The organism is Arthrobacter sp. UCD-GKA (assembly GCF_001863355.1).
In the GTDB taxonomy this organism is placed as follows: Bacteria; Actinomycetota; Actinomycetes; order Actinomycetales; family Micrococcaceae; genus Paeniglutamicibacter.
The window spans coordinates 231,150-250,875 of sequence record NZ_MOLR01000005.1 but is presented as its reverse complement, the minus strand read 5'-3'; the positions used below and the strand labels follow the sequence as shown (position 1 = coordinate 250,875).

Sequence of the window (19,726 nt, the reverse complement as noted above, 5' to 3'; positions counted from 1 at the left end):
GAATCGAGGCCAAACGAAGCATCGGCGTTGCAGGAAGTTGTAGGACCTAAATGTGTCGCAGAGGCAAAAATTCACCTAGCTCATGGGGGCGATGCCTGAAAAGGTCATCAGGGTTCCATTTCGGACGGTACAACAGTGCCGAACACCCCCAGTCTCCACGACCGTGGTTCCGCCGATCGGAAATTCGCCTCGGGGACGCCAGAAAACGACTTAGGCCATACAAAAGCCAACACGAAAACCGATATCTGACCTGTGGCAATACAACTCTCATCGCCGTTTACCAGGACACTCCCGTAGGGCCGCAGGAAATCCTGCGCATCCAGCGCCGTGGCCTGGCCTCCCCTGGAGATGCCCGGCATGCCGCCCGTCGCCGGACCGGGGACTTCTTGCTGCTATCGTCAAGCACCACGGTCAAATACCACGGGAATACGAACCTGTGCCGGCGCGTTGGCCACCGTTGTGAAGAACATCGGATTTTTGTCATTCGGCCACTGGACCGACCACCCGTCCTCGGCCACGCGCAACGCGTCCGACGCGCTGCTGCAGGCCATCGACCTCGCGGTGGCGGCCGAGGAGCTCGGCGCGGACGGCGCCTACTTCCGCGTCCACCACTTCGCCGCGCAGCACGCTTCCCCGTTTCCCCTGCTCGCCGCGATCGGGGCGCGGACCAGCCGCATCGAAATCGGCACCGGGGTGATCGACATGCGCTACGAGAACCCGCTTTACATGGCGGAGGATGCCGGCGCCGCCGACCTGATCTCGGGCGGACGGCTGCAGCTGGGCATCAGCCGCGGTTCGCCCGAGCAGGTCATCGACGGGTGGCGCCACTTCGGTTTCTCCCCCGCGGCGGGCGAGTCCGACGCGGACATGGGCCGGCGGCACACCGAACGCCTGCTCGAGGTGCTCACGGGCGAGGGCTTCGCGGAACCGAGCCCGAACCCGATGTTCCCCAACCCGCCGGGACTCTTGCGCGTGGAACCGCATTCGGAGGGCCTGCGCGAACGCATCTGGTGGGGTTCGGGCTCCAATGCGACGGCCGTATGGGCCGCGAAGCTGGGCATGAACCTGCAAAGCTCCACGCTCAAGGACGACGAATCCGGCAAGCCCTTCCACGTCCAGCAGGCCGAGCAGATCGAGCTCTACCGCCAAGCGTGGAAGGAAGCCGGCCACCAGCGCGAGCCGCGGGTCTCGGTCAGCCGCAGCATCTTCGCGCTGACGGAAGAGCGGGACTGGCAGTACTTCGGCCGCGACCGCCACAGTTCCGACCAGATCGGCAACATCGATGCGAAGACGCGCGCGGTCTTCGGCAAGTCCTACGCCGGGGAACCCGACGAGCTGGCCAAGAAACTGGCCCAGGACGAGGCGATTGCCGCAGCGGACACCCTGCTGCTCACGGTCCCGAACCAGCTCGGCGTCGAGTACAACGCCCACGTGATCGAAGCGATCCTCACCCAGGTGGCGCCCCAGCTCGGCTGGCGCTGATCCCGCCGCCGGCGCGCGGGACCGAGGCGGAACTGCCCCGCGCCGGCGCGTCCCCGCCCTAGCCAACAGGGTATTTGCTGTTGCACAATCAGGCATGCACACTCCTGTCGACGAGAACCAGGGCCGGGACACGCTGCGCTACCTGCGCCTGATGCTCCTGGTCATTCCGCTGCTGCTCCTGGTGGCCATCGCCCTGTACGCCTGGTGGACCGGGAGCATCGGGGACTCCATCAGCTCCTACTACATCGGCCCGGCCAGGAACCTGTTCGTGGCGATGATGGTGACCACCGGCGTGCTGCTGGTGGTCTACAAGGGACCGCCGCTGGAGGACCAGGCGCTGAACCTCGCCGGCTTCTACGCGATGTTCGTCGCCTTCGTCCCCGCCGGGCTGGGCCAGACCCTTGGCACCCTGGACCCCGCCGCGGCACGGGAGCTCATCCGCTCGATCCAGGTCTCCGTGGTTGCGGTGCTGGTCGTGGCGGTGGCATTCGGGTGGCTGGAGTGGAAGACCCGCAGCTGGTCGTCGCGCTCATTGCTGCAACGCACGGAAACACGGTGGCTGGCCGTGGCAGGCACGCTGCTGCTGGCGGGGTTCCTGGTGCTGTTGCTGTGGCGGACGCTCGAAGGCAAGGACTTCGTCGGCGTCCACCTTGCCGCAGCCCTGCTTCTGCTCGCCAGCATGGGCATCGCGATCGCCAGCCACCTGGGCAGCAGCAGGCTTGGTGACACCGACACCAGCGGCGGGCGGGCTGGCCACTATGCGGGGCTGCTGGTCCTGATGGCGCTGGGCGTGGTGGCATGGGCCGTGTTGGCCGCGCTCGGGGTCAGGCAGGCGGTCTTCTTCGTCGAGTGGTACGAAATCGCACTCTTCCTGTACTTCTGGTACCTCGAGACCCGAAGGACCTGGAACCCCGTCCCCGCCCCGGAAACCGGGACGGGCCGGCACGCGGCCGCATGACGCCGGGGCCGCCCCCCACGGGAAACGGCCCCGGCGCGGACCGGAATGCTACCGCTACTTCGCGGCGGGCTCCTTCACATCCGCCTCCAGCACCGCGCCACCGGCATTGAACGATGCCGCAAGCATGCGTTCCTGGGCGACCTTGGCCTGGTGCAACGCCCGCAATTCGGCGTGCTTGGGCTTGGAGCGCAGGATCGCGTAGCCGATGCCCAGTGCCACGAACCAGATCGGGGTGAAGAGCAGCGCGGCCAGGGTGTCAGCCTGCGTGGTCAGTGCCCAGAGGATGAAGCCGAAGAAGGCCAGCACCACGTAGGGCATGAACGTTCCGCCGGGCATCTTGAACTTGCTGGCCACGTGCAGCTGCGGGCGGCGCTTGCGGTAGACCAGGTAGCTGATGAGGATGATCGACCAGACGAACATGAAGCACAGCGCTGAGATCGTGGTGACCAGGGTGAACGCCTCCGCCACGCCACCCTCGGCGTAAAGCAGCGCCACGCCGGCGAGCAGGAACATGCAGGAGAACAGCAGCGCGTTGCGCGGGACCTTGGTGCGGGAGAGCTTCGCGAAGCCCCTGGGGGCGTCGCCCTCCTCGGCCAGGCCGTGGATCATGCGGGAGGTCGAGTAGATGCCGGAGTTCGCACTGGAGGTCGCGGAGGTGAGCACCACGAAGTTCACGATGCCTGCGGCGCCGGCCAGGCCGGCCAGGGCGAACATGCCCACGAACGGGGACTCCGCGGCACTGAACAGCTTCCACGGCTGGACGGCCATGAGGATGACCAGGGCACCGACGTAGAAGAAGAGGATGCGGATCGGAATGGAGTTGATCGCCTTGGGCAGGGTCTTCTCCGGGTCCTTGGTCTCGGCCGCGGTCGTACCGACAAGCTCGATGCCGACGAACGCGAACACGGCGATCTGGAAGCCAGCAACGAAGCCCATGAAGCCGGTCGGGAACATCCCGCCGTCGTTCCAGAGGTTCGCGAAGGAGGCAGTGGCCCCGTTGTTCTCGAAGCCGGTAATGACCATGACCAGGCCGACGACGATCAGCGCGCCGATGGCGACGATCTTGACCAGGGCGAACCAGAACTCGGTCTCGCCGAAGTTCTTCACGCTGGGCAGGTTGAGGGCCACGAGCAGAAGGATGCAGGCCACGGCGGGGATCCATAGCGGCAGGTCCTTCCACCAGAACGCGACGTAGTGGGAGATGGCCACCACGTCCGCGATGCCGGTGACCACCCAGCAGAACCAGTAGGTCCACCCCGTGAAGAAGGCGGCCCACGGGCCCAGAATGTCCCCGGCGAAGTCGGAGAAGTTCTTGTAGTTGGTGTTGCTCAACAGCAATTCGCCCATCGCGCGCATCACGAAGAAGAGCATGAAGCCGATGATCATGTACACGAAGATGACCGAGGGCCCGGCCACCGCAATGGTCTTGCCGGATCCCATGAACAAGCCGGTGCCGATGGCACCGCCGAGCGCGATCAGTTGGATGTGGCGGTTGGAGAGCCCACGTTCGAGGTGGGGCGCGGAACTGTTCTTGCTCATGCTGTTGCCTTCCAGATTGGTGCCGGTGCTTCGGTGGCGTGCCATGGACGATTCCCTAACGGTTCTCGCCGACGGGCGCGATGCCCTGGAACAAGGACTTCGCGTTGTTCTCCGAGGCAACCATTCCCAGGCCGGTGCGCTTGCAGGAGTGCCCTGCGGTGCGGTGCTCGGCATTCCCGGGGGACCGCAGCGCGGATTCACGGTGCAGGCCGGCGGGCGCACCAAAGGGCGACCGGGCAGTGGCGTGGGTGGTTGGCGTCATTGGAGGAACTCCCGAATCGCGCGCGGACGGGTCCGCGCTGTTCTTGGATCCTCCCCAATCTGTTGACGTACCTGAGAGTTTCCATCCCGTCCGCAAGGGGATCGGGACTTGCTCCTTCGGTGAGCACGGACCAGACCGTGCTTCTTTCCAGATTCGCCTCTTCGTGGCGGTACGGGGGCCTGAGAGTTTCCTGGGGAGGAATTGCTCCTACGGCGCCCGTCCAAGGCGCGGACGGATCTCTCCCGCCACGTGTCAACGGCGATATTTTGTGATTGCAGTCATAACTTACTGCGCAGTGGCCTGTGGTGCAACTCACAAGCCTTTTGTGTCATCGCCCGCGAAACATGTCGCGGCGCCCCCGAAAAAGAGCCCACCCCGCGGCTGCGGCCGTCACATGAGCCAAAAAGCCAAGTCAGCGATGGGTGCAACAGCCACGGTCCGTTGGCCGGTCGTTTAGCTGCTGGAGTTCAGGACCTGCAACGCCGCATGCAGGCCGCTGCGGCACCCCCGCCGGGTCTGGTTCCGCCCGCGCAATGGTTCGGCTTCCCCCAGCGCATCCCAGAAGCCCTCCGTGGGCATGGATGACGGACGAAGAATGAACCAGCAGTCGGCCAGCGGATCCGCCGGACCCGGGATGCCGGCATCGGCCAGCGTGGTCGCGATCTCCCGGGAGTCCCCGACGCGTTCGGCGCCTGCCCCGTCCCCGGCCTCGCGCGGCAACCGGTACACCGCACCCGGCACGCCCAACTCGAGGATTCCGGCAACGGCCAGGAACCCGAAATCGCTGCGCGGCACCTCGACCGCTCCCGGCGGTGGAGCGGCCACGGGAACCGATTTCCAGTCAACGCCGTTCATGTTTCCTCCTCGATCGCCGGACCGGCACTCGCACCGCCCCGCGCGGCCAGCCCAACCGACTCGAGACGAACACGATAGGCCAAGGACGCAGGCCGGCATTGATGCCGGAGCGGACGGCCGCGCCGGGTCACAGCGGCTGGCGCCGCACCAGGCGCGTGCCGGTCTTGACCAGCATCAGGACCAGCAACAGGATCCCGACGTAGCCGTTGACGACATAGACGATGTTGACCATCTGGGAGAACGGCAGGACCAGGCCGATCACTGTGCCAACCACTGCCAGCGCGATGGTCAGGTACTTGAAGCGCGGCGTCTTGTCGGCGAAGAAGCGCGAGGAGACTGTCCACAGCAACGGCACCGCGGTCGTGTAGATGCCCGCGAGGATCATCACGGAAATCCCGGCGGCAAGGACCGGGCTCACGTCCTTGGCCAGCACGAGCATCGGGATCTCGGTCCCGCCGACTCGCACAATGTTCGCCAGCAGGCCCAGGCCAACAATGATGCAGGCCACCGAAAACGCGATCGACCCTGCCAGGGCCCCGGAGGACGCCTCCTTGCGGTTGCGTGCAGTCTTGCCAAGCGCGGTCAGGAAGGCCGCGAGCCAGAGCATACAGAAACCCACGTAGGACAGGCCGGCCATGAACCAGTTCGTGGAAGCCTGGGTCAAATCAAGACCCGAAAGCAGGGCGTTGCCCTCCGCGATCCCGCCCGGGTTGCGGAAGATTCCCAACAGTCCGAGGGCAATGGCGACCACAACGATCACCGGACCGATCTTCCCGATGACATCGACCAGGGACTTCAGGCCAAACCACACGCTGATGCCCACGACCACCGCCAGTCCGATGCCGCCAACGTATCGCGACATCCCGTAGTGCTCCTCGAAGACGGCGCCGGCGCCGGCGACCATCACGGTGAAGCTCAGGAAAACGAACAGGATCGAGAAGTAGTCGAAGAAGGTCCCCAGATGCTTGCCGCAGTAGTAGTGGAAGATCCGCGACGGCCGGTCGAATTTCTTCGCCTGCCCGACCACGAAGAATTCGACGGCCACATAGGTCATCAGCACCAGGACCAGCAGACCGGTGCCGAAGACGCCCCAGTATCCGTAGGAAGTGAAATACTGCAGGATCTCCTGCCCGGTGGCGAACCCGGAGCCTATGAGGAACGCGATGATCGCTCCGGCATAGGTGAGGACGCGAAGGAAGCTCGCCTTTTCGACGGTGTCAAGATGCGCCCTGGTGGGGGATTTTTGTGGCATGTGGCTGTTGTCTCCCGTGGTTCTCGCCGACGCCACCAAAGATGCGCCGCTCCCTGATATATCAATTTCCATAGAACGATATGTCTCAGATGTGACCTAGTCAACAAACGAAAGTAATATGACGGGCCTCACACCGGTTGAGCTTGGCTTTGGGCTGGGAGGCATTGGGTCACTGAGGACACGGTGCAGTTCTTCGGCACCGATGCCGCTGGTCAGAACCGCCCAGCCACCACCGAGTGAAGCTCGAGCCAGGCACGTTCTCGGTTTTCCCGCAGCATTTCCTCCTGGCGTGGCGAGAACACCAATAGCGGGCCGAAGACCAGTCGACGGCGCGGAGCCGCATGGGCTGCCGCGGTCGTCCGAGAGGTACGTTTTCTGGCCCGATGGCGGGCACCTGCACGGTTGTCGAAGGCTGATTGGACATTGAAGGCATCGGTTGAAGTAGCCATGCATCAAGCCTGAAACGACCGGCACCGCCTGACCACCATTCGGCCATTTCCGAATCCTTACCTCGACACCGCCGCAAGCCTAGACTCGGTGTCATGCAGATCAGACTGTCGGCCGAGGACCTGACCCGGGTGCGTTTCACCGTCTCGCCCCTGTGGGAAACCGTCACCAGCATGCGCGCCCTGCAGCTCGGAACCCGGTTGCACCGACCCTGGATCACGGAGGCGACCTCGCGCATCCTGGCGTCGAGGGACCCCGCGAAACAAGACCACCTGAAACTACTCACCACATTGATCCGCTCCACCGGGTTCATTGCCGATTCCCTGACGCCCACCCCGCTGCGGCAGGACACCTTCGAGGCAGGGCTCGCGGCGGTCGCCGCCGTGCCGCCGGAGCTCTGGGTCCGCGACCTCAGCTACCTGATGGCGGTCGAGCGGGACGAATCCAGGCTGGAGACGATCAGCGATTTCTGCGACGATCCGACGGCCGGAGCCACTCGTCTGGTCGACGCCCTGCGCTGGTACTGGGAGACGGCACTTGAGCCGTTCTGGCCCCGGTTGCGCTCCATGCTGCTGGCCGATCTGGACTACCGCCTGGCATTGCTGGCAGAACACGGTATCCACCAGGTCTTCGATACCCTGCACCCCAGCGTACGGGGCACCCGCTACGGGCTGGAGGTCACCGCGAACTGCGACGGTTCGCACCACGCTGCGCCCGGCAACGGGCTGATCCTGGTGCCCAGCGCATTCGTCTGGCCGCGCACCCTGGTCCTGGATGTCGAACCATTTGTCCCCACACTCACCTACGCCCCGCGCGGGGTTGGCCGGCTGTGGGAGAACAGCCGCCAGGTGAAGGACTCACCCGTGGCCAAGCTGCTGGGCCACACGCGTGCGACGATCCTGGCCCAGCTCGACCTCCCGATGACCACCACCCAGTTGGCCTGCGCCCTGGAACTTGCAGCAGGAACTGTGAATGGACATCTGAAGGTGCTGGAGGCTTCGGGGCTCACCGACACCATACGCGCCGGCCGCGAGGTCTTCTATCGGCGCGCAGGCCTGGGCGAGGACCTGCTGGCCCGTGCGTAGCAACGGGTCGCTCCCGGCTTGTCACTCCGGCTGGGTAGGGTCGGGGCATGATCGATTTCAACAACGCCTCCGTATTCAAGCTCAGTCCGTGCGGCCCCGGGGACGTGGCGGGCGAAGTCACCCCCTCTTTGTCCAGGGCGAGGAACAGCTCGCCGCTTTCAAGGGAGCGCGCGACTACGTGGTCTTCACCAACAAGAGGCTCATTGCGGTGAACATCCAGGGGCTCACGGGCAAGAAGCGCGACTACACCTCGTTGCCGTATTCCAAGGTCCAGGCGTTTTCAGTGGAGACCGCCGGGACCTTTGACCTCGATGCCGAGCTGGATTTGTGGTTCAGTTCCCTGGGCAAGGTCCGTCTCGAATTCAAGGGCAAGGTCGACGTGCGTGCGCTCTCACAGCTCGTCGCCTCCCACGTTCTGTAGCGCAACGCGCCCTTGGTGTGGTCCGGTCTTTGCCATTAATCGGAAACTCACAGGCCGAGGCCGGCATCGAATCGGTTGCGTTGTTCGTTGGAATTGAAAGAAAGAACCCACCGAACCAACCAACGGAGCCCCTTGCCCTCTTCCCGCACGGCCACAAGCCTTGTGCTTGCCGACCGACCGGAACCTCGGGACGCAGATACCCTTTCCGGTGATTCGTCGCGCCACCGAACCATCGTGCTGCTGGGGATCGACGGGGCAGGCAAGACCACCACGGCAACAACCCTGGTGGCTTCCCTCCGGAATTCCGGGGCCCGGGCCCAGCTGTTGCGAAACCCGGCCGGGCGCCGTTGGATGACCAGGGTGGCAGCCCGGTTCGGGACGGCGTTGACACCCGCTTGGGCGAATCGACTTGAATCGGTCGTCCGGTGCATCAATGTCCTGCTTGCCCACAGCCGTGCCGCCGGATTCCACGGAACCACCGTCATGGATCGCCACGTGGCGTGCCAACTGGTCCTGCGCTCCGTCCGCGGCCTGCCCCAAGGGGTGGTCTTGCCGTGGATACTGGCCCGGCTTCCGCGCCCGGATGCGATCGTCCTGATCGACGTCCCGGGCGATGTCGCATACTCCCGGATCCTGCGGCGCGGGGAGGACAGCGAGACCATGGCCTATTTGCGCTCGTCGCGCGAGGCCTATCTGGAGATTGCGCTGGCCAGGGGCTGGCACATCGTCGACGGGTCAGGCACGCCCCAGCAGGTGGCGGCCGATGCCATGCGGGCCGTGACTCGCACCGCTTGAGACAGCCGGCACCACGCCGCCTCTTCCGCGAACACCGGCAGGCCATCCGCCTACACCGGTGATTCACCGCTCCAACCACCGCTTGCGCGTGTTGACATGGGTCGCGATGAAACTCCATTTCTCGGGCGTCTAAAAGACCCGGGCTTCTTCCGTGGATTCCCGCAGCTTCCGACCCATTTCCGGCCTTCTGGCCCGGTTCAGTGCCCGGACAGCTGCAATTTTAGATTTCGCGAAGAAACGCAAATCTTTCCATCAAAACCCTCTAGCTAGGTCTGGCAAAGTGCGGAAATGTAGTTCTTACGCAGAAGGAACGCCGGAACAACCTACCGGGATCACCAGCGAAGACGATCCCGAACCGGCACCGGCAACCAGCAAGGAGAAGGCAATGACCGAGCAGAACTCGACCGAAGACCGTATCGCAGCAATCGAACAGGACTGGGCAACCAACCCCCGCTGGAACGGCGTTACTCGTGATTACTCGGCAGCAGACGTTGTGAAGCTGCAGGGCTCGGTGCAGGAAGAGCACACCCTGGCCCGCCGCGGCTCCGAAAAGCTCTGGAAGCAGCTCACCGAGGAAGCCCCGACCGGCGGCTACACCAACGCACTGGGCGCCCTGACCGGCAACCAGGCAGTACAGCAGGTCAAAGCCGGCCTGCGAGCCATCTACCTGTCCGGATGGCAGGTGGCCGCAGACGCGAACCTTTCCGGCCACACCTACCCGGACCAGTCCCTCTACCCGGCCAACTCGGTTCCGCAGGTTGTCCGCCGCATCAACAACGCACTGCTTCGCGCCGACCAGATCGAGCATGCAGAAGGCATCAAGAGCGTTGAGGATTGGCTCGTGCCGATCGTGGCAGACGCCGAGGCCGGCTTCGGCGGCCCGCTGAACGCCTACGAACTGATGAAGTCGATGATCTCCTCCGGCGCCTCGGGCGTTCACTGGGAAGACCAGCTCGCTTCGGAAAAGAAGTGCGGCCACCTCGGCGGCAAGGTCCTCATCCCGACCCAGCAGCACGTTCGCACCCTGAACGCGGCCCGCCTGGCAGCCGACGTCGCCAACACCCCGTCGGTCGTCATCGCCCGCACCGACGCCGAGGCAGCCACCCTGATCACCTCGGACGTCGATGACCGCGACAAGGAATTCGTCACCGGCGAGCGCACCGCGGAGGGCTTCTACAAGGTGACCAACGGCATCGAGCCCTGCATCGCCCGTGCCAAGGCCTACGCACCGTACTCCGACCTCATCTGGATGGAGACCGGCACCCCGGACCTGGAACTTGCCCGCAAGTTCGCCGAGGCGGTCAAGGCAGACTTCCCGGACCAGATGCTCTCCTACAACTGCTCCCCTTCCTTCAACTGGAAGAAGCACCTGGACGATGCAACCATCGCCAAGTTCCAGCGCGAACTCGGCGCCATGGGCTTCACCTTCCAGTTCATCACCCTCGCCGGCTTCCACGCCCTGAACCACTCGATGTTCGACCTTGCCCACGGCTACGCCCGTGAAGGCATGACCGCCTACGTCGACCTGCAGGAGCGCGAGTTCGCTTCCGAGTCACGCGGCTACACCGCAACCAAGCACCAGCGCGAAGTGGGCACCGGCTACTTCGACGACATTGCAACCGTTCTGAACCCGAACGCCTCCACCCTGGCTCTGGTGGGATCCACCGAAGCCGGACAGTTCCACTAAACGAACCTCGGCGGTTGCCGCCGCGGTTCCGGTGGGCCGGCTGGAGACAGCCGGCCCACCGGGCCACACGTTTTTCCCCGATTTCCCCGGCACACCGCCACCCAAAATCTTGATTCAAGAAGGAGTCACAGCCATGAACGATCCAATCACCCTGAACGGTATTACTTTGGTCGCTGCCCCCGTCCGCCGGCAGGAACAGATCCTCACCCCCCAGGCGCTGGACTTCTTGGCCCAGCTCCACAAGGCATTCGACGGACGCCGCGCAGAACTGATGCAGACACGCCAGCTGAACCGTGCGCGGATCGCCAACGGCTCGGACCCGAGGTTCCGTCCCGAGACCAAGCACATCCGTGACGACGCCACCTGGCAGGTTGCCCCCATCGCTCCCGGCCTGGAGGACCGCCGCGTGGAAATCACCGGCCCCACCGACCGCAAGATGACCATCAACGCACTGAACTCCGGAGCCAAGGTCTGGCTGGCCGACCTTGAGGACTCCTCGACCCCCAGCTGGTCCAACGTCATCAACGGACAGCTGAACCTGCGCTCCGTGCTGGACCGCAACATCGATTTCACCTCGCCCGAGGGCAAGGAATACAAGCTGGACGGGGAGAAGCTCACCGACATGCCCACCATCGTGGTTCGCCCGCGTGGCTGGCACCTGCCGGAGAAGAACCTGCTGGTTGGCGGCAAGCCGGTCTCCGGTGCGTTGGTCGACTTCGGCCTGTACTTCTTCCACAACGCCCAGCGCCTGATCTCCCAGGGCCGCGGCCCCTACTTCTACCTGCCGAAGATCGAGAACCACCTCGAGGCACGCCTCTGGAACGACGTCTTCATCCTGGCCCAGGACCTGGTGGGCATCCCGCAGGGCACCATCCGCGCCACGGTCCTCATCGAGACCATCACCGCGGCCTTCGAGATGGAGGAAATCCTCTACGAGCTGCGCGACCACGCAGCAGGCCTGAACGCCGGCCGTTGGGACTACATCTTCTCCATCATCAAGAACTTCCGTTCCCGTGGCCCGCGCTTCGTGCTCCCGGACCGCGGCATGGTCACCATGACCGCCCCGTTCATGCGCTCCTACACCGAGCAGCTGGTCCGTGCCTGCCACCGTCGCGGTGCCATGGCCATCGGCGGCATGGCTGCCTTCATCCCCAACCGCAAGGACGAGGCCATCAACACCGTGGCCTTCGAGAAGGTCCGTGCCGACAAGACCCGCGAAGCCAACGACGGCTTCGACGGTTCCTGGGTGGCACACCCCGACCTGGTCCCGGTGGCCCGCGAGGTCTTCGACTCGGTGCTCGGCGACCAGCCGAACCAGCGCGGGAACACCCGTGAGGACGTCACTCCCGACGACAAGGAACTGCTGAACATCGCCGGCACCGAGGGCAAGATCACCGAGGGCGGCATCCGCAACAACATCGAGGTCGGCATCCGCTACATGGAAGCCTGGCTGCGCGGCAACGGCGCCGTGGCCATCCACAACCTCATGGAGGACGCCGCCACCGCCGAGATCTCGCGTTCGCAGATCTGGCAGTGGATCCAGCAGGCAGCCATCACCGACGAGGGGGAACTGATTTCCCGCCACTGGGTCGAGGCGCTGACCGAAGAGGAATTCGAGAAGCTCTCCCGCTTCGAGGGCGACCGTTTCGACGACGCCCGCGAGATCTTCGAGGCTTGCGCCCTGCGTGAGGATTTCCCGACCTTTCTCACGGTCCAGGCGTACAACCGCTACCTGCGCGAGGCCAAGGCACTCGAACCGGCAGCCTAGATCCGCTGTGGCGGCGGGGGCAGGGGGCAAGCGCAACGACGCGAACACCCCCTGGTCCCCGCCACCAAGCAACAACTGAATACACTTCGATCGTCCCCACCGGCAGAGCTGCCCATGGCGGGGACGATCGTCGCTTAACCCGGTTTTCCGCCAAAAGCGTTGGATCCGTCACGGCCTGTCGGCAATGACACCACCCTCCGCATCCTCAAATGCCCGAACCCGCCGGGCACGGGGCCGATAATGGCAGGAGGCCCCGTTGCGGGACCGAAAGCAGGAAAAACCCAAAGAAGGAGCCCGGTGAGCCAGCCACACGATCCCCCAGCGAAACTCTTCACCCGGGATTTCTTGCTCGCAGGCCTCGCGAACCTCTTCATTTCCATGGTCTTCTACCTTCTGATGACCTCCATGGCGCTCTACGCCGTGGACAGGTTCCAGGCCTCCGACAGCGCAGCCGGCCTGGCCGCCAGCATCTTCGTCATCGGCTCGGTCACCGCCCGGCTCTTCGCGGGAAAGCTGCTTCAGGTCCTGGGACGAAAGCGGCTGACGGTCATCTCCCTGTGCCTCTTCGTCCTGGCCTCGGTGATGTACCTCTTCAGCGGTACGTTGTGGCTCCTACTGGTGGTGCGCTTTGTCCACGGAATGGCGTTCGGCGCGGGAAACACCGCCATTGCCACCGCGGTCCAATCCATCATCCCGTCGGCACGGCGCAGCGAGGGAACCGGGTACTTCGGCCTCTCCACCACACTGTCCACGGCCGTCGGCCCGTTCCTGGCCGTGCTCCTGGCCGCAAACGGCAACTACACCTCGGTCTTCGTGTTCTGCTCGATTTCCTCTGCGGCGGCACTGCTCATCTGCCTGTTGATCCGCATGCCGGAGCCTCGGCCGACCACCGAGAGGCACGTGTCGCATGTGCGTCGCGGAAGCTTCATCCGTTCCATCGTCAGCCCGGCGGCCCTGCCGATCTCCCTGGTGATCCTGGTCTGCGGCGTTGCCTACTCGGGCATCATTTCTTTCCTGGCCCCGTTCCTGATTTCGAGCTCGATGGCCGAGGCCGCGAGTTGGTTCTTCGTCGTTTACGCGATCACCGTGTTGGTTTCCCGGCTCTTTGCCGGGCGCATCCAGGACAGGCGGGGCGACAACGCCATCATGTATCCGCTGCTGGTCATCTTCGCCCTGGGCATGGCGGCGCTGGCCTTCGACCCCAGCAACCTGAGCGTCGTCTCGGCAGCCGCTCTGACCGGCCTCGGCTTCGGCGCGCTGATGCCCTGTGCGCAGGCCATTGCCGTGAACGCGGTGCCTCCGGCCGAGCTGGGCATTGCCACCTCCACGTTCTTCCTCATGCTGGATGTCGGGATCGGCTTCGGTCCGGTGGCACTGGGCCTGGTCATCCCCCACCTGGGATACACCGGCATGTTCGGTGCCTTGACGGTGCTTTCCGTCCTGGGCATCGGCATGTACTTCCAGGTCCACGGCCGCCACGCGCGCGGGTCCCGGGGGAATGCCGTCTAGTCACCGGCGGATGCGGAAAATCCGCCCCGGGCTGTCGCGCACGAACGCGACGACCGTCCACAACACCAGTGCCAGCGCGGCCACCCACAGGATCAGCAGCCCCACCTGCAGGTAGAGGAATGCCCCGACGAAGGAGCCCAGCGTGATCATGGCCCAGAGCGCGCCGTATGGCAGCCACGCCCACTTGGGTCCGCCGACCAGTGCCGCAGCCAGATGCTGCCCCATCTTCACCAGGGCCCCGGTCATGTATGTCAATCCCACGCTGACTTCGCCGCGGCGCGTKTAGGTCGCGTTGATCGCCCCCATGGACATGGCCATCAAGACCGCTGTCCATACGGCATGGAGAGAGCCGAGCGTGGTCAGGGCGGCGGCCACCAGGAAGACCGACGACACCGAGAGCACCGCTCCGCGCCGGTGCACGGAAGGCACCTGACTGGCCAGGGTTGCCGCGGCCACGCCCAGAACGAAGCTGGCCACCAGACCGATGGCCAACGCCCATTCGAAGTAGTTTCCTTCTGCGAGTCCAGCGCTGGAACGCGTCGAGTTCCCGCTCATGAACGAGACAAAGTATCCCCCGAAGTGGATGAATGCCACGCCATCCACGAATCCGGCAATTGCGGTTAGTCCACTGGCATAGGCGATTCCCCGCCATCCCAAAGACCGCGCCACGTGTATTCTCCTCATCCGTGCCCCGGCGCAAAGCAACGCTCCAGGCTGGGACACCCTCAAAATCATGGGTCCGGCGTGCGCGCAAGATCGCTTCCGGCTCCCACCCAGTCTATTGACGAGCCCAAACCGCGCCGCATCGACGCACTCGGGCCGCGTTTCCAGGTTTTTCACCGGTCCACGGGCACGCCGGACTGTCGGGTGATCCACGCCACCGAACCACTACCGATTCGGGTTGCCCACTTATCATTGGATAAGCCCCCTTTCCAACCGAAGGTTTATTTCCGTGCCCCAATTTGCCCAGGCGCTTGCCCGCGGCCTGAATGTCCGCCACGTCCGATTCATGGCCCTTGGCTCGGCCATCGGCACCGGATTGTTCTACGGTTCCGCATCCGCCATCCAGTCCGCCGGACCGGCGGTCCTGCTGGCCTACATGATCGGCGGTGCCGCCGTCTTCATGGTGATGCGGGCATTGGGCGAGATGGCGGTGCGGCACCCGGTCTCCGGGTCCTTCGGCCAATACGCCTCCAAGTACCTGGGCCCGTTCGCGGGGTTCATCACCGGCTGGACCTTTGCCTTCGAGATGGCGATCGTGGCCATCGCGGACGTCACCGCGTTCGGCATCTACATGGGCTTCTGGTTCCCGGATGTGCCGCGCTGGATCTGGATCCTGGCCGTGGTCTTCTTCATAGCCGCGCTGAACATGATGAAGGTCAAGGTCTTTGGCGAGACGGAGTTCTGGCTCTCGCTGATCAAGGTCTCCGCCATCATCGCGATGATCGCCGGAGGCGTGCTGATCGTGCTCTTCGGCTTCGGGTTGCCCGCCGAGGCAAACCCCGGGCTCGGCACCCTGTTGGCCGCCGGAGGGTTCTTCCCCAACGGATTCTGGGGCCTGTTGGCCTCATTCTCGATCGTGATGTTTGCCTTTGGCGGCATCGAGACCATCGGCATCACGGCAGGCGAGGCCGAGAACCCCAAGTCGGTGGTCCCCAAGGCGATCAACACCGTGCCGGTGCGTATCCTGCTGTTCTACGTTTGCACCCTGGGCATCTTGATGATGATCTACCCGTGGAACCAGATCGGTTCCGAGGGCAGCCCGTTCGTGAAGATCTTCGACAACCTAGGCATCCCCGCGGCCGCGCACATCCTCAACGCCGTGGTCATCACCGCCGCGATCTCCGCGATCAACTCCGACATCTTCGGCGCCGGACGGATGATGTTCGGGCTGGCCCAACAGGGCCACGCCCCGGCTTCCTTCGCCAAGATCTCCCGCAACGGGGTGCCGTGGATGACGGTCCTGACCATGGGCATCGTGCTGCTAGCCGGAGTGGTGCTCAACGCGGTGCTGCCCGAGTCGCTGTTCCTGATCATCGCCTCGATCGCCACGTTCGCCACGGTCTTCGTGTGGGTCATGATCCTGCTCTCGCACATCTCCATGAAGCGAACCATTGCGCGGGAGAATCTCCCGGCGTCCGAGTTCCCTTCGCCCTGGTGGCCTGCGGCATCCTATGCGGCTCTTGCCTTCATGGGCTTTGTGATCGTGCTGCTGGGCGTGATCCCTGCAACCCGGGTTGCCATGGTGGTCGGCCTGGTGTGGATCGTGCTCTTGTTTGTTGCCTACAAGGTCTGGGTCCGCGGCAAGGGCCACGAACGCGCCGAGCTGGTCGACGAGACCGGTCGCGAATACGTGTCGGCCGACTCGCACTAACGGACAGGACTTCCCTGTTGCGCTGGCGGGACCCCGGACGCTCAATGAGTGGTCCCGGGGTCCTCTTGCATTTTGGCGATCCATTCCGCCAGGGGAATTCAATTCACGCACCTGCATTTCCAGCCGGGCGGCAGCCCAGCCGCCAATCTCCCGGGCCCGGGATTCCGAAGCCGGCGTCGCTTCAGGTAGGGGCAGCGGCATCCAGCGCCGATCGGTGGTTGGTGACGAATACCCCTCTGTGGCCCGAAGGTTGCAGGGAATACGCGCCCCGGCTCGTCTGTTGCCCCTGATATGACTGAGACCCGCTTGAGCGTTGACATTTATTCCGACATTGCCTGCCCCTGGTGCTTCATTGGCAAGCGCCGATTCGAGAAGGCCGTTGCGGCCCTTCCCTTTGGGAACAAGGTCGACGTGAAATGGCATGCGTTCCAATTGGATCCCTCATTGCCCGACCACTACGAAGGCAGCGAAGTGGACTACCTGGTCAAGGCCAAGGGCATGCCCGCCGAGCAGGTCGCCGGGATGCTTGAGCATGTCACCGCCCAGGCAGCCGGGGAAGGCCTGGACTACGACTTCGAGGCATTGCGTCCGGCCAACTCCTTCACCGCCTTGCGCATGCTGGCCCTGGCCAAGGAACGCAACCTCGGCAACGAGATGAAGGAAGCCCTGCTGTCGGCCCATTTCGAGAAGGGCGTGGACACAGGCAGCAGCGCGGCGCTCCAGGGCATTGCCGATTCCGTGGGCCTCGACCCGGCGGAATCAGCCGAGGTGCTCGCCGGCGACAAGTACGCCGATTCGGTGCGGGCAGATGGTGTGCGTGCCCGCGAGCTGGGTGTCAGCGGAGTGCCGTTCTTCGTCCTGGAGGACAAGTACGGGATTTCCGGTGCCCAGCCGTCGGAGGTCTTCGAACAGGCCCTGAACCAGGTCTGGAAGGAAATCGGAGGCGAGTCCCTGCAGATGCTCGGCACACCCTCACCCGACGGTGAGGCGTGCGGTCCCGAGGGTTGCAACTAATCCCCTATTTGTCCTTCTGCTCCGTCGACGGTTCCGGTTTTTCCGGGGCCGTCGACGTCTTTGCATCGTCCTTCGGCTTCGGCGGGGTGCACCCAAGCTTCCCGGGCTTCTTGTTGACCGACTTTTCCTTGACCAGGTCCTTGTACTTGGTGCCAACAACCACGTCAACGGTCGCCCCCGGGCGCTTGGGATCGTAGACGTAGGTCAGGTCCTTGATGTTTCGCTGCACCGTCATGGCCTGGGCGTAGCCGTCGGGCCCGGAGGTCACGGCGCCCACCACCTCGACGTTGGACAGGCGCGCGTTGCCCACGTCACCGACCTTGAATCCGCGTTTCTTCAGCTTCGTTGCCGTGGCACCGGCCAGGCCGGAAACCTGCGTGGCGTTCATGACGTTGACCTTCATCTTGGCCGGGTCGACATAGTTGAACTTCGTGGTGGGGCAGGCCTCGTTCACCGCAACCGGGGCCTCGGCAACCGGCTTGGGCTCAAGCGCATCGATGATCAGCGACCGGGTGTTGACCATGTAGGCCAGTACCAGGGATGCGATCAGGACCAGCAGGATGAACGTGAGGATGATTCCGTGGCGGATGGTGCGCCGCTTCTTGATCCTGGCATCCGTGGTGAACTCGGGACTCGCCAACTGGTCTTCGGAGATGATTCGGTGGCCGTGCCAATCATTTGGATCGGTGTTGCGCGCCAAGGTCGCCCCTAGTCTTCCAGCACCAGCACGCGGGCGTGCAGGATCGAACGTTGGTGCAGGGCCGTGCGGACGGCGCGGTGCAGTCCGTCTTCCAGGTAGCGGGTGCCTTTCCACTGCACGACATGCGGGAACAGGTCCCCGAAGAACGTGGAGTCCTCGGCCAGCAACGCGGCCAGGTCCAAGGTGCTCTTGGTGGTCACCAACTCGTCAAGGCGCACCTGCATGGGCGCAACGGAAGACCAGTCCTTCGGGGTGACGTAGCCGTGTTCCGGGTATGGGCGCGAATCGCCGACAGATTTGAAGATCACTTGACCAGCTTAGGAAACTTCTAGCGACAATTGGGCCGATCCACGGTTTTTTGTGCGAGTCGCGGATTTTGTAGGCGTTTTCACAGCCGGCGTCAAGGGTCCCGACGCATGGATTCACACTACGGAACGGGACGTAACCTGCGCTGTCACAAACCAGCCGACCGGGTGCATTCTTGATTCATGAGTACAGTTCTCACCACCGTTCCGGTCCTAGACATGTCTACCGCACGTCGCGCCGATGGCAGTTTTGATGAAGGTTTCATTACGGCCCTGCGCGACGCCGCCCACCGCGTGGGCTTTTTCCAGATCACCGGCTTCGGCGCCGGCGAAGGCACGACGCAGAACTTGCTCAAGACCCTGGCTGAGTTCTTCGCCCTGCCCGTCGAGCAGAAGCTGGAACTGGACAACCGCACCTCGGCACAGTTCCGCGGCTACACCCGGCTGGGTGCCGAAATCACCCGCGGCCGTGCCGATTCGCGTGAACAAATCGATTACGGGCCCGAGCGCGAGGTCCTCGCCGAAGTGCCGGCCGATGCGCCCTACCTGAACCTGCAGGGCCCGAACCAGTGGCCTGCCGGGTTCCCGAAGCTTGAAGCCGTCGCCATGGAATGGGCAACGCTGATGAACCGCGTCGGTGCCGAGCTGCTCTCCGCACTGGCCGTCGGATTGGGCCTGCCCCAGGAATACTTCGACGAGCCCTTCGCCGAGACCCCGGCCTGGATGGGCAAGCTGGTGCATTACGTCGGTGGCGGGATCGTCCCCGGTGCCGGAACCCAGGGCGTCGGAGCGCACGCCGACTACGGTTTCATCACCCTGTTGCTGCAGGACGCGGTTGGCGGGCTCCAGGTCCAGCCCTACGGCCAGGACGAGTGGATCGAGGTCGAGCCGATCGAGGGCGCGCTGGTGGTCAACATCGGCGAAATGCTCGAGGTCGCCACCAACGGCTACCTGATGGCCACCATCCACCGGGTCACCGCCCCACCGGCGGGGGTGGACCGCTATTCGGTCCCCTTCTTCTACTCCCCGCGCCTGGACTCGGTCATCAACACCGTGCCGCTGCCTGCAGAGCTTGCCTCCGATGCGCGCGGCGTTTCCGACGACCCGCAGAACCCGATGCTGGCTTCCTACGGCGCCAACGTCCTCAAGGGCTGGCTCCGCGCCCACCCGCAGACCGCCAAGGCGCACTACCCGGACCTGGTGAAGTAGACCTTCCGAATGCGGGCATGCAACGGGTGACTTGGCCGTCCTCATCCTGCGTGGCCTGGCCGCA

The 19,726-nt window shown here is 64.4% G+C and carries 19 protein-coding genes and 1 riboswitch; of the genes, 11 read left to right on the top strand and 8 right to left on the bottom strand.

All coding sequences use genetic code 11. The features are described from left to right. Positions 1 to 459 precede the first annotated feature (459 nt). Complete coding sequence (locus BLJ79_RS10725; RefSeq protein ID WP_071214895.1) at positions 460 to 1,482, top strand: LLM class flavin-dependent oxidoreductase; 1,023 nt, start codon at positions 460 to 462, stop codon at positions 1,480 to 1,482. Positions 1,483 to 1,576: 94 nt separating this feature from the next. Then, a complete protein-coding gene (locus BLJ79_RS10720; RefSeq protein ID WP_071214728.1) occupies positions 1,577 to 2,440 on the top strand; it encodes a hypothetical protein in 864 nt (287 codons plus the stop codon). Positions 2,441 to 2,494: 54 nt separating this feature from the next. Here the strand turns inward: BLJ79_RS10720 and cycA are convergent, their stop codons facing one another. The 5 genes from cycA to BLJ79_RS22895 all read right to left on the bottom strand — a co-directional run bounded on the left by cycA (position 2,495) and on the right by BLJ79_RS22895 (position 6,797). Next, positions 2,495 to 3,979: a D-serine/D-alanine/glycine transporter gene (cycA, locus tag BLJ79_RS10715; protein ID WP_083411232.1), complete on the bottom strand. Its 1,485-nt coding sequence runs from the start codon at positions 3,977 to 3,979 to the stop codon at positions 2,495 to 2,497. 55 nt (positions 3,980 to 4,034) lie between these two features. Beyond that, positions 4,035 to 4,241 carry a hypothetical protein gene (locus BLJ79_RS10710; RefSeq protein WP_071214726.1) on the bottom strand — a complete coding sequence of 69 codons (207 nt, stop codon included), beginning with the start codon at positions 4,239 to 4,241 and terminating at the stop codon, positions 4,035 to 4,037. A gap of 157 nt (positions 4,242 to 4,398) precedes the next feature. Further along, positions 4,399 to 4,496: riboswitch (glycine riboswitch) on the bottom strand. A 198-nt stretch (positions 4,497 to 4,694) separates the two neighbouring features. Beyond that, positions 4,695 to 5,096 (bottom strand): hypothetical protein, encoded by a 402-nt coding sequence (locus BLJ79_RS10705; protein ID WP_071214725.1) that lies wholly within the window; start codon positions 5,094 to 5,096, stop codon positions 4,695 to 4,697. 127 nt (positions 5,097 to 5,223) lie between these two features. Then, positions 5,224 to 6,348, bottom strand: a complete 1,125-nt coding sequence (locus BLJ79_RS10700) for a YkvI family membrane protein (RefSeq protein ID WP_071214724.1) — start codon at positions 6,346 to 6,348, stop codon at positions 5,224 to 5,226. A gap of 212 nt (positions 6,349 to 6,560) precedes the next feature. Beyond that, a complete protein-coding gene (locus tag BLJ79_RS22895; protein WP_139194826.1) occupies positions 6,561 to 6,797 on the bottom strand; it encodes a hypothetical protein in 237 nt (78 codons plus the stop codon). A 93-nt stretch (positions 6,798 to 6,890) separates the two neighbouring features. On the opposite strand from BLJ79_RS22895, the gene BLJ79_RS10695 reads away from it, so the two are divergent. The 6 genes from BLJ79_RS10695 to BLJ79_RS10670 all read left to right on the top strand — a co-directional run bounded on the left by BLJ79_RS10695 (position 6,891) and on the right by BLJ79_RS10670 (position 14,060). After that, entirely contained in the window at positions 6,891 to 7,880 is a 990-nt protein-coding gene (locus BLJ79_RS10695) for an ArsR/SmtB family transcription factor (protein WP_071214723.1), read from the top strand. Beyond that, positions 7,873 to 8,301: a PH domain-containing protein gene (locus tag BLJ79_RS10690; RefSeq protein WP_353615473.1), complete on the top strand. Its 429-nt coding sequence runs from the start codon at positions 7,873 to 7,875 to the stop codon at positions 8,299 to 8,301. The genes BLJ79_RS10695 and BLJ79_RS10690 overlap by 8 nt, the downstream gene beginning before the upstream one ends. Before the next feature lie 234 nt (positions 8,302 to 8,535). Beyond that, complete coding sequence (locus tag BLJ79_RS10685) at positions 8,536 to 9,096, top strand: dTMP kinase (protein WP_083411231.1); 561 nt, start codon at positions 8,536 to 8,538, stop codon at positions 9,094 to 9,096. Positions 9,097 to 9,481: 385 nt separating this feature from the next. After that, positions 9,482 to 10,783, top strand: coding sequence for an isocitrate lyase (aceA, locus tag BLJ79_RS10680; protein ID WP_071214722.1), 1,302 nt, complete (start codon positions 9,482 to 9,484; stop codon positions 10,781 to 10,783). A 133-nt stretch (positions 10,784 to 10,916) separates the two neighbouring features. After that, positions 10,917 to 12,551: a malate synthase A gene (aceB, locus tag BLJ79_RS10675; protein WP_071214721.1), complete on the top strand. Its 1,635-nt coding sequence runs from the start codon at positions 10,917 to 10,919 to the stop codon at positions 12,549 to 12,551. A gap of 297 nt (positions 12,552 to 12,848) precedes the next feature. Next, positions 12,849 to 14,060, top strand: coding sequence for an MFS transporter (locus BLJ79_RS10670; protein ID WP_071214720.1), 1,212 nt, complete (start codon positions 12,849 to 12,851; stop codon positions 14,058 to 14,060). Here BLJ79_RS10670 and BLJ79_RS10665 read toward each other — a convergent pair whose 3' ends face one another. After that, on the bottom strand, positions 14,061 to 14,729 hold the full coding sequence (locus tag BLJ79_RS10665; RefSeq protein WP_083411199.1) for a YoaK family protein: 669 nt from the start codon (positions 14,727 to 14,729) through the stop codon (positions 14,061 to 14,063). It lies immediately after the preceding gene. Positions 14,730 to 15,069: 340 nt separating this feature from the next. Between BLJ79_RS10665 and BLJ79_RS10660 the strand changes: the two genes are divergently transcribed. Next, positions 15,070 to 16,434 (top strand): amino acid permease, encoded by a 1,365-nt coding sequence (locus BLJ79_RS10660; RefSeq protein ID WP_083411230.1) that lies wholly within the window; start codon positions 15,070 to 15,072, stop codon positions 16,432 to 16,434. A 306-nt stretch (positions 16,435 to 16,740) separates the two neighbouring features. Then, the gene (locus BLJ79_RS10655) at positions 16,741 to 17,448 is read left to right on the top strand and encodes a DsbA family oxidoreductase (RefSeq protein WP_071214892.1); all 708 of its coding nucleotides are present in this window, start codon (positions 16,741 to 16,743) and stop codon (positions 17,446 to 17,448) included. A gap of 4 nt (positions 17,449 to 17,452) precedes the next feature. Here the strand turns inward: BLJ79_RS10655 and BLJ79_RS10650 are convergent, their stop codons facing one another. Both BLJ79_RS10650 and BLJ79_RS10645 read right to left on the bottom strand, forming a co-directional pair. Continuing rightward, entirely contained in the window at positions 17,453 to 18,148 is a 696-nt protein-coding gene (locus BLJ79_RS10650; RefSeq protein WP_071214718.1) for a LytR C-terminal domain-containing protein, read from the bottom strand. An 8-nt stretch (positions 18,149 to 18,156) separates the two neighbouring features. Then, on the bottom strand, positions 18,157 to 18,456 hold the full coding sequence (locus BLJ79_RS10645) for a type II toxin-antitoxin system VapB family antitoxin (protein WP_071214717.1): 300 nt from the start codon (positions 18,454 to 18,456) through the stop codon (positions 18,157 to 18,159). A gap of 180 nt (positions 18,457 to 18,636) precedes the next feature. Between BLJ79_RS10645 and BLJ79_RS10640 the strand changes: the two genes are divergently transcribed. Beyond that, entirely contained in the window at positions 18,637 to 19,662 is a 1,026-nt protein-coding gene (locus BLJ79_RS10640; RefSeq protein ID WP_071214716.1) for an isopenicillin N synthase family dioxygenase, read from the top strand. The last annotated feature ends 64 nt before the right edge of the window (positions 19,663 to 19,726 follow it).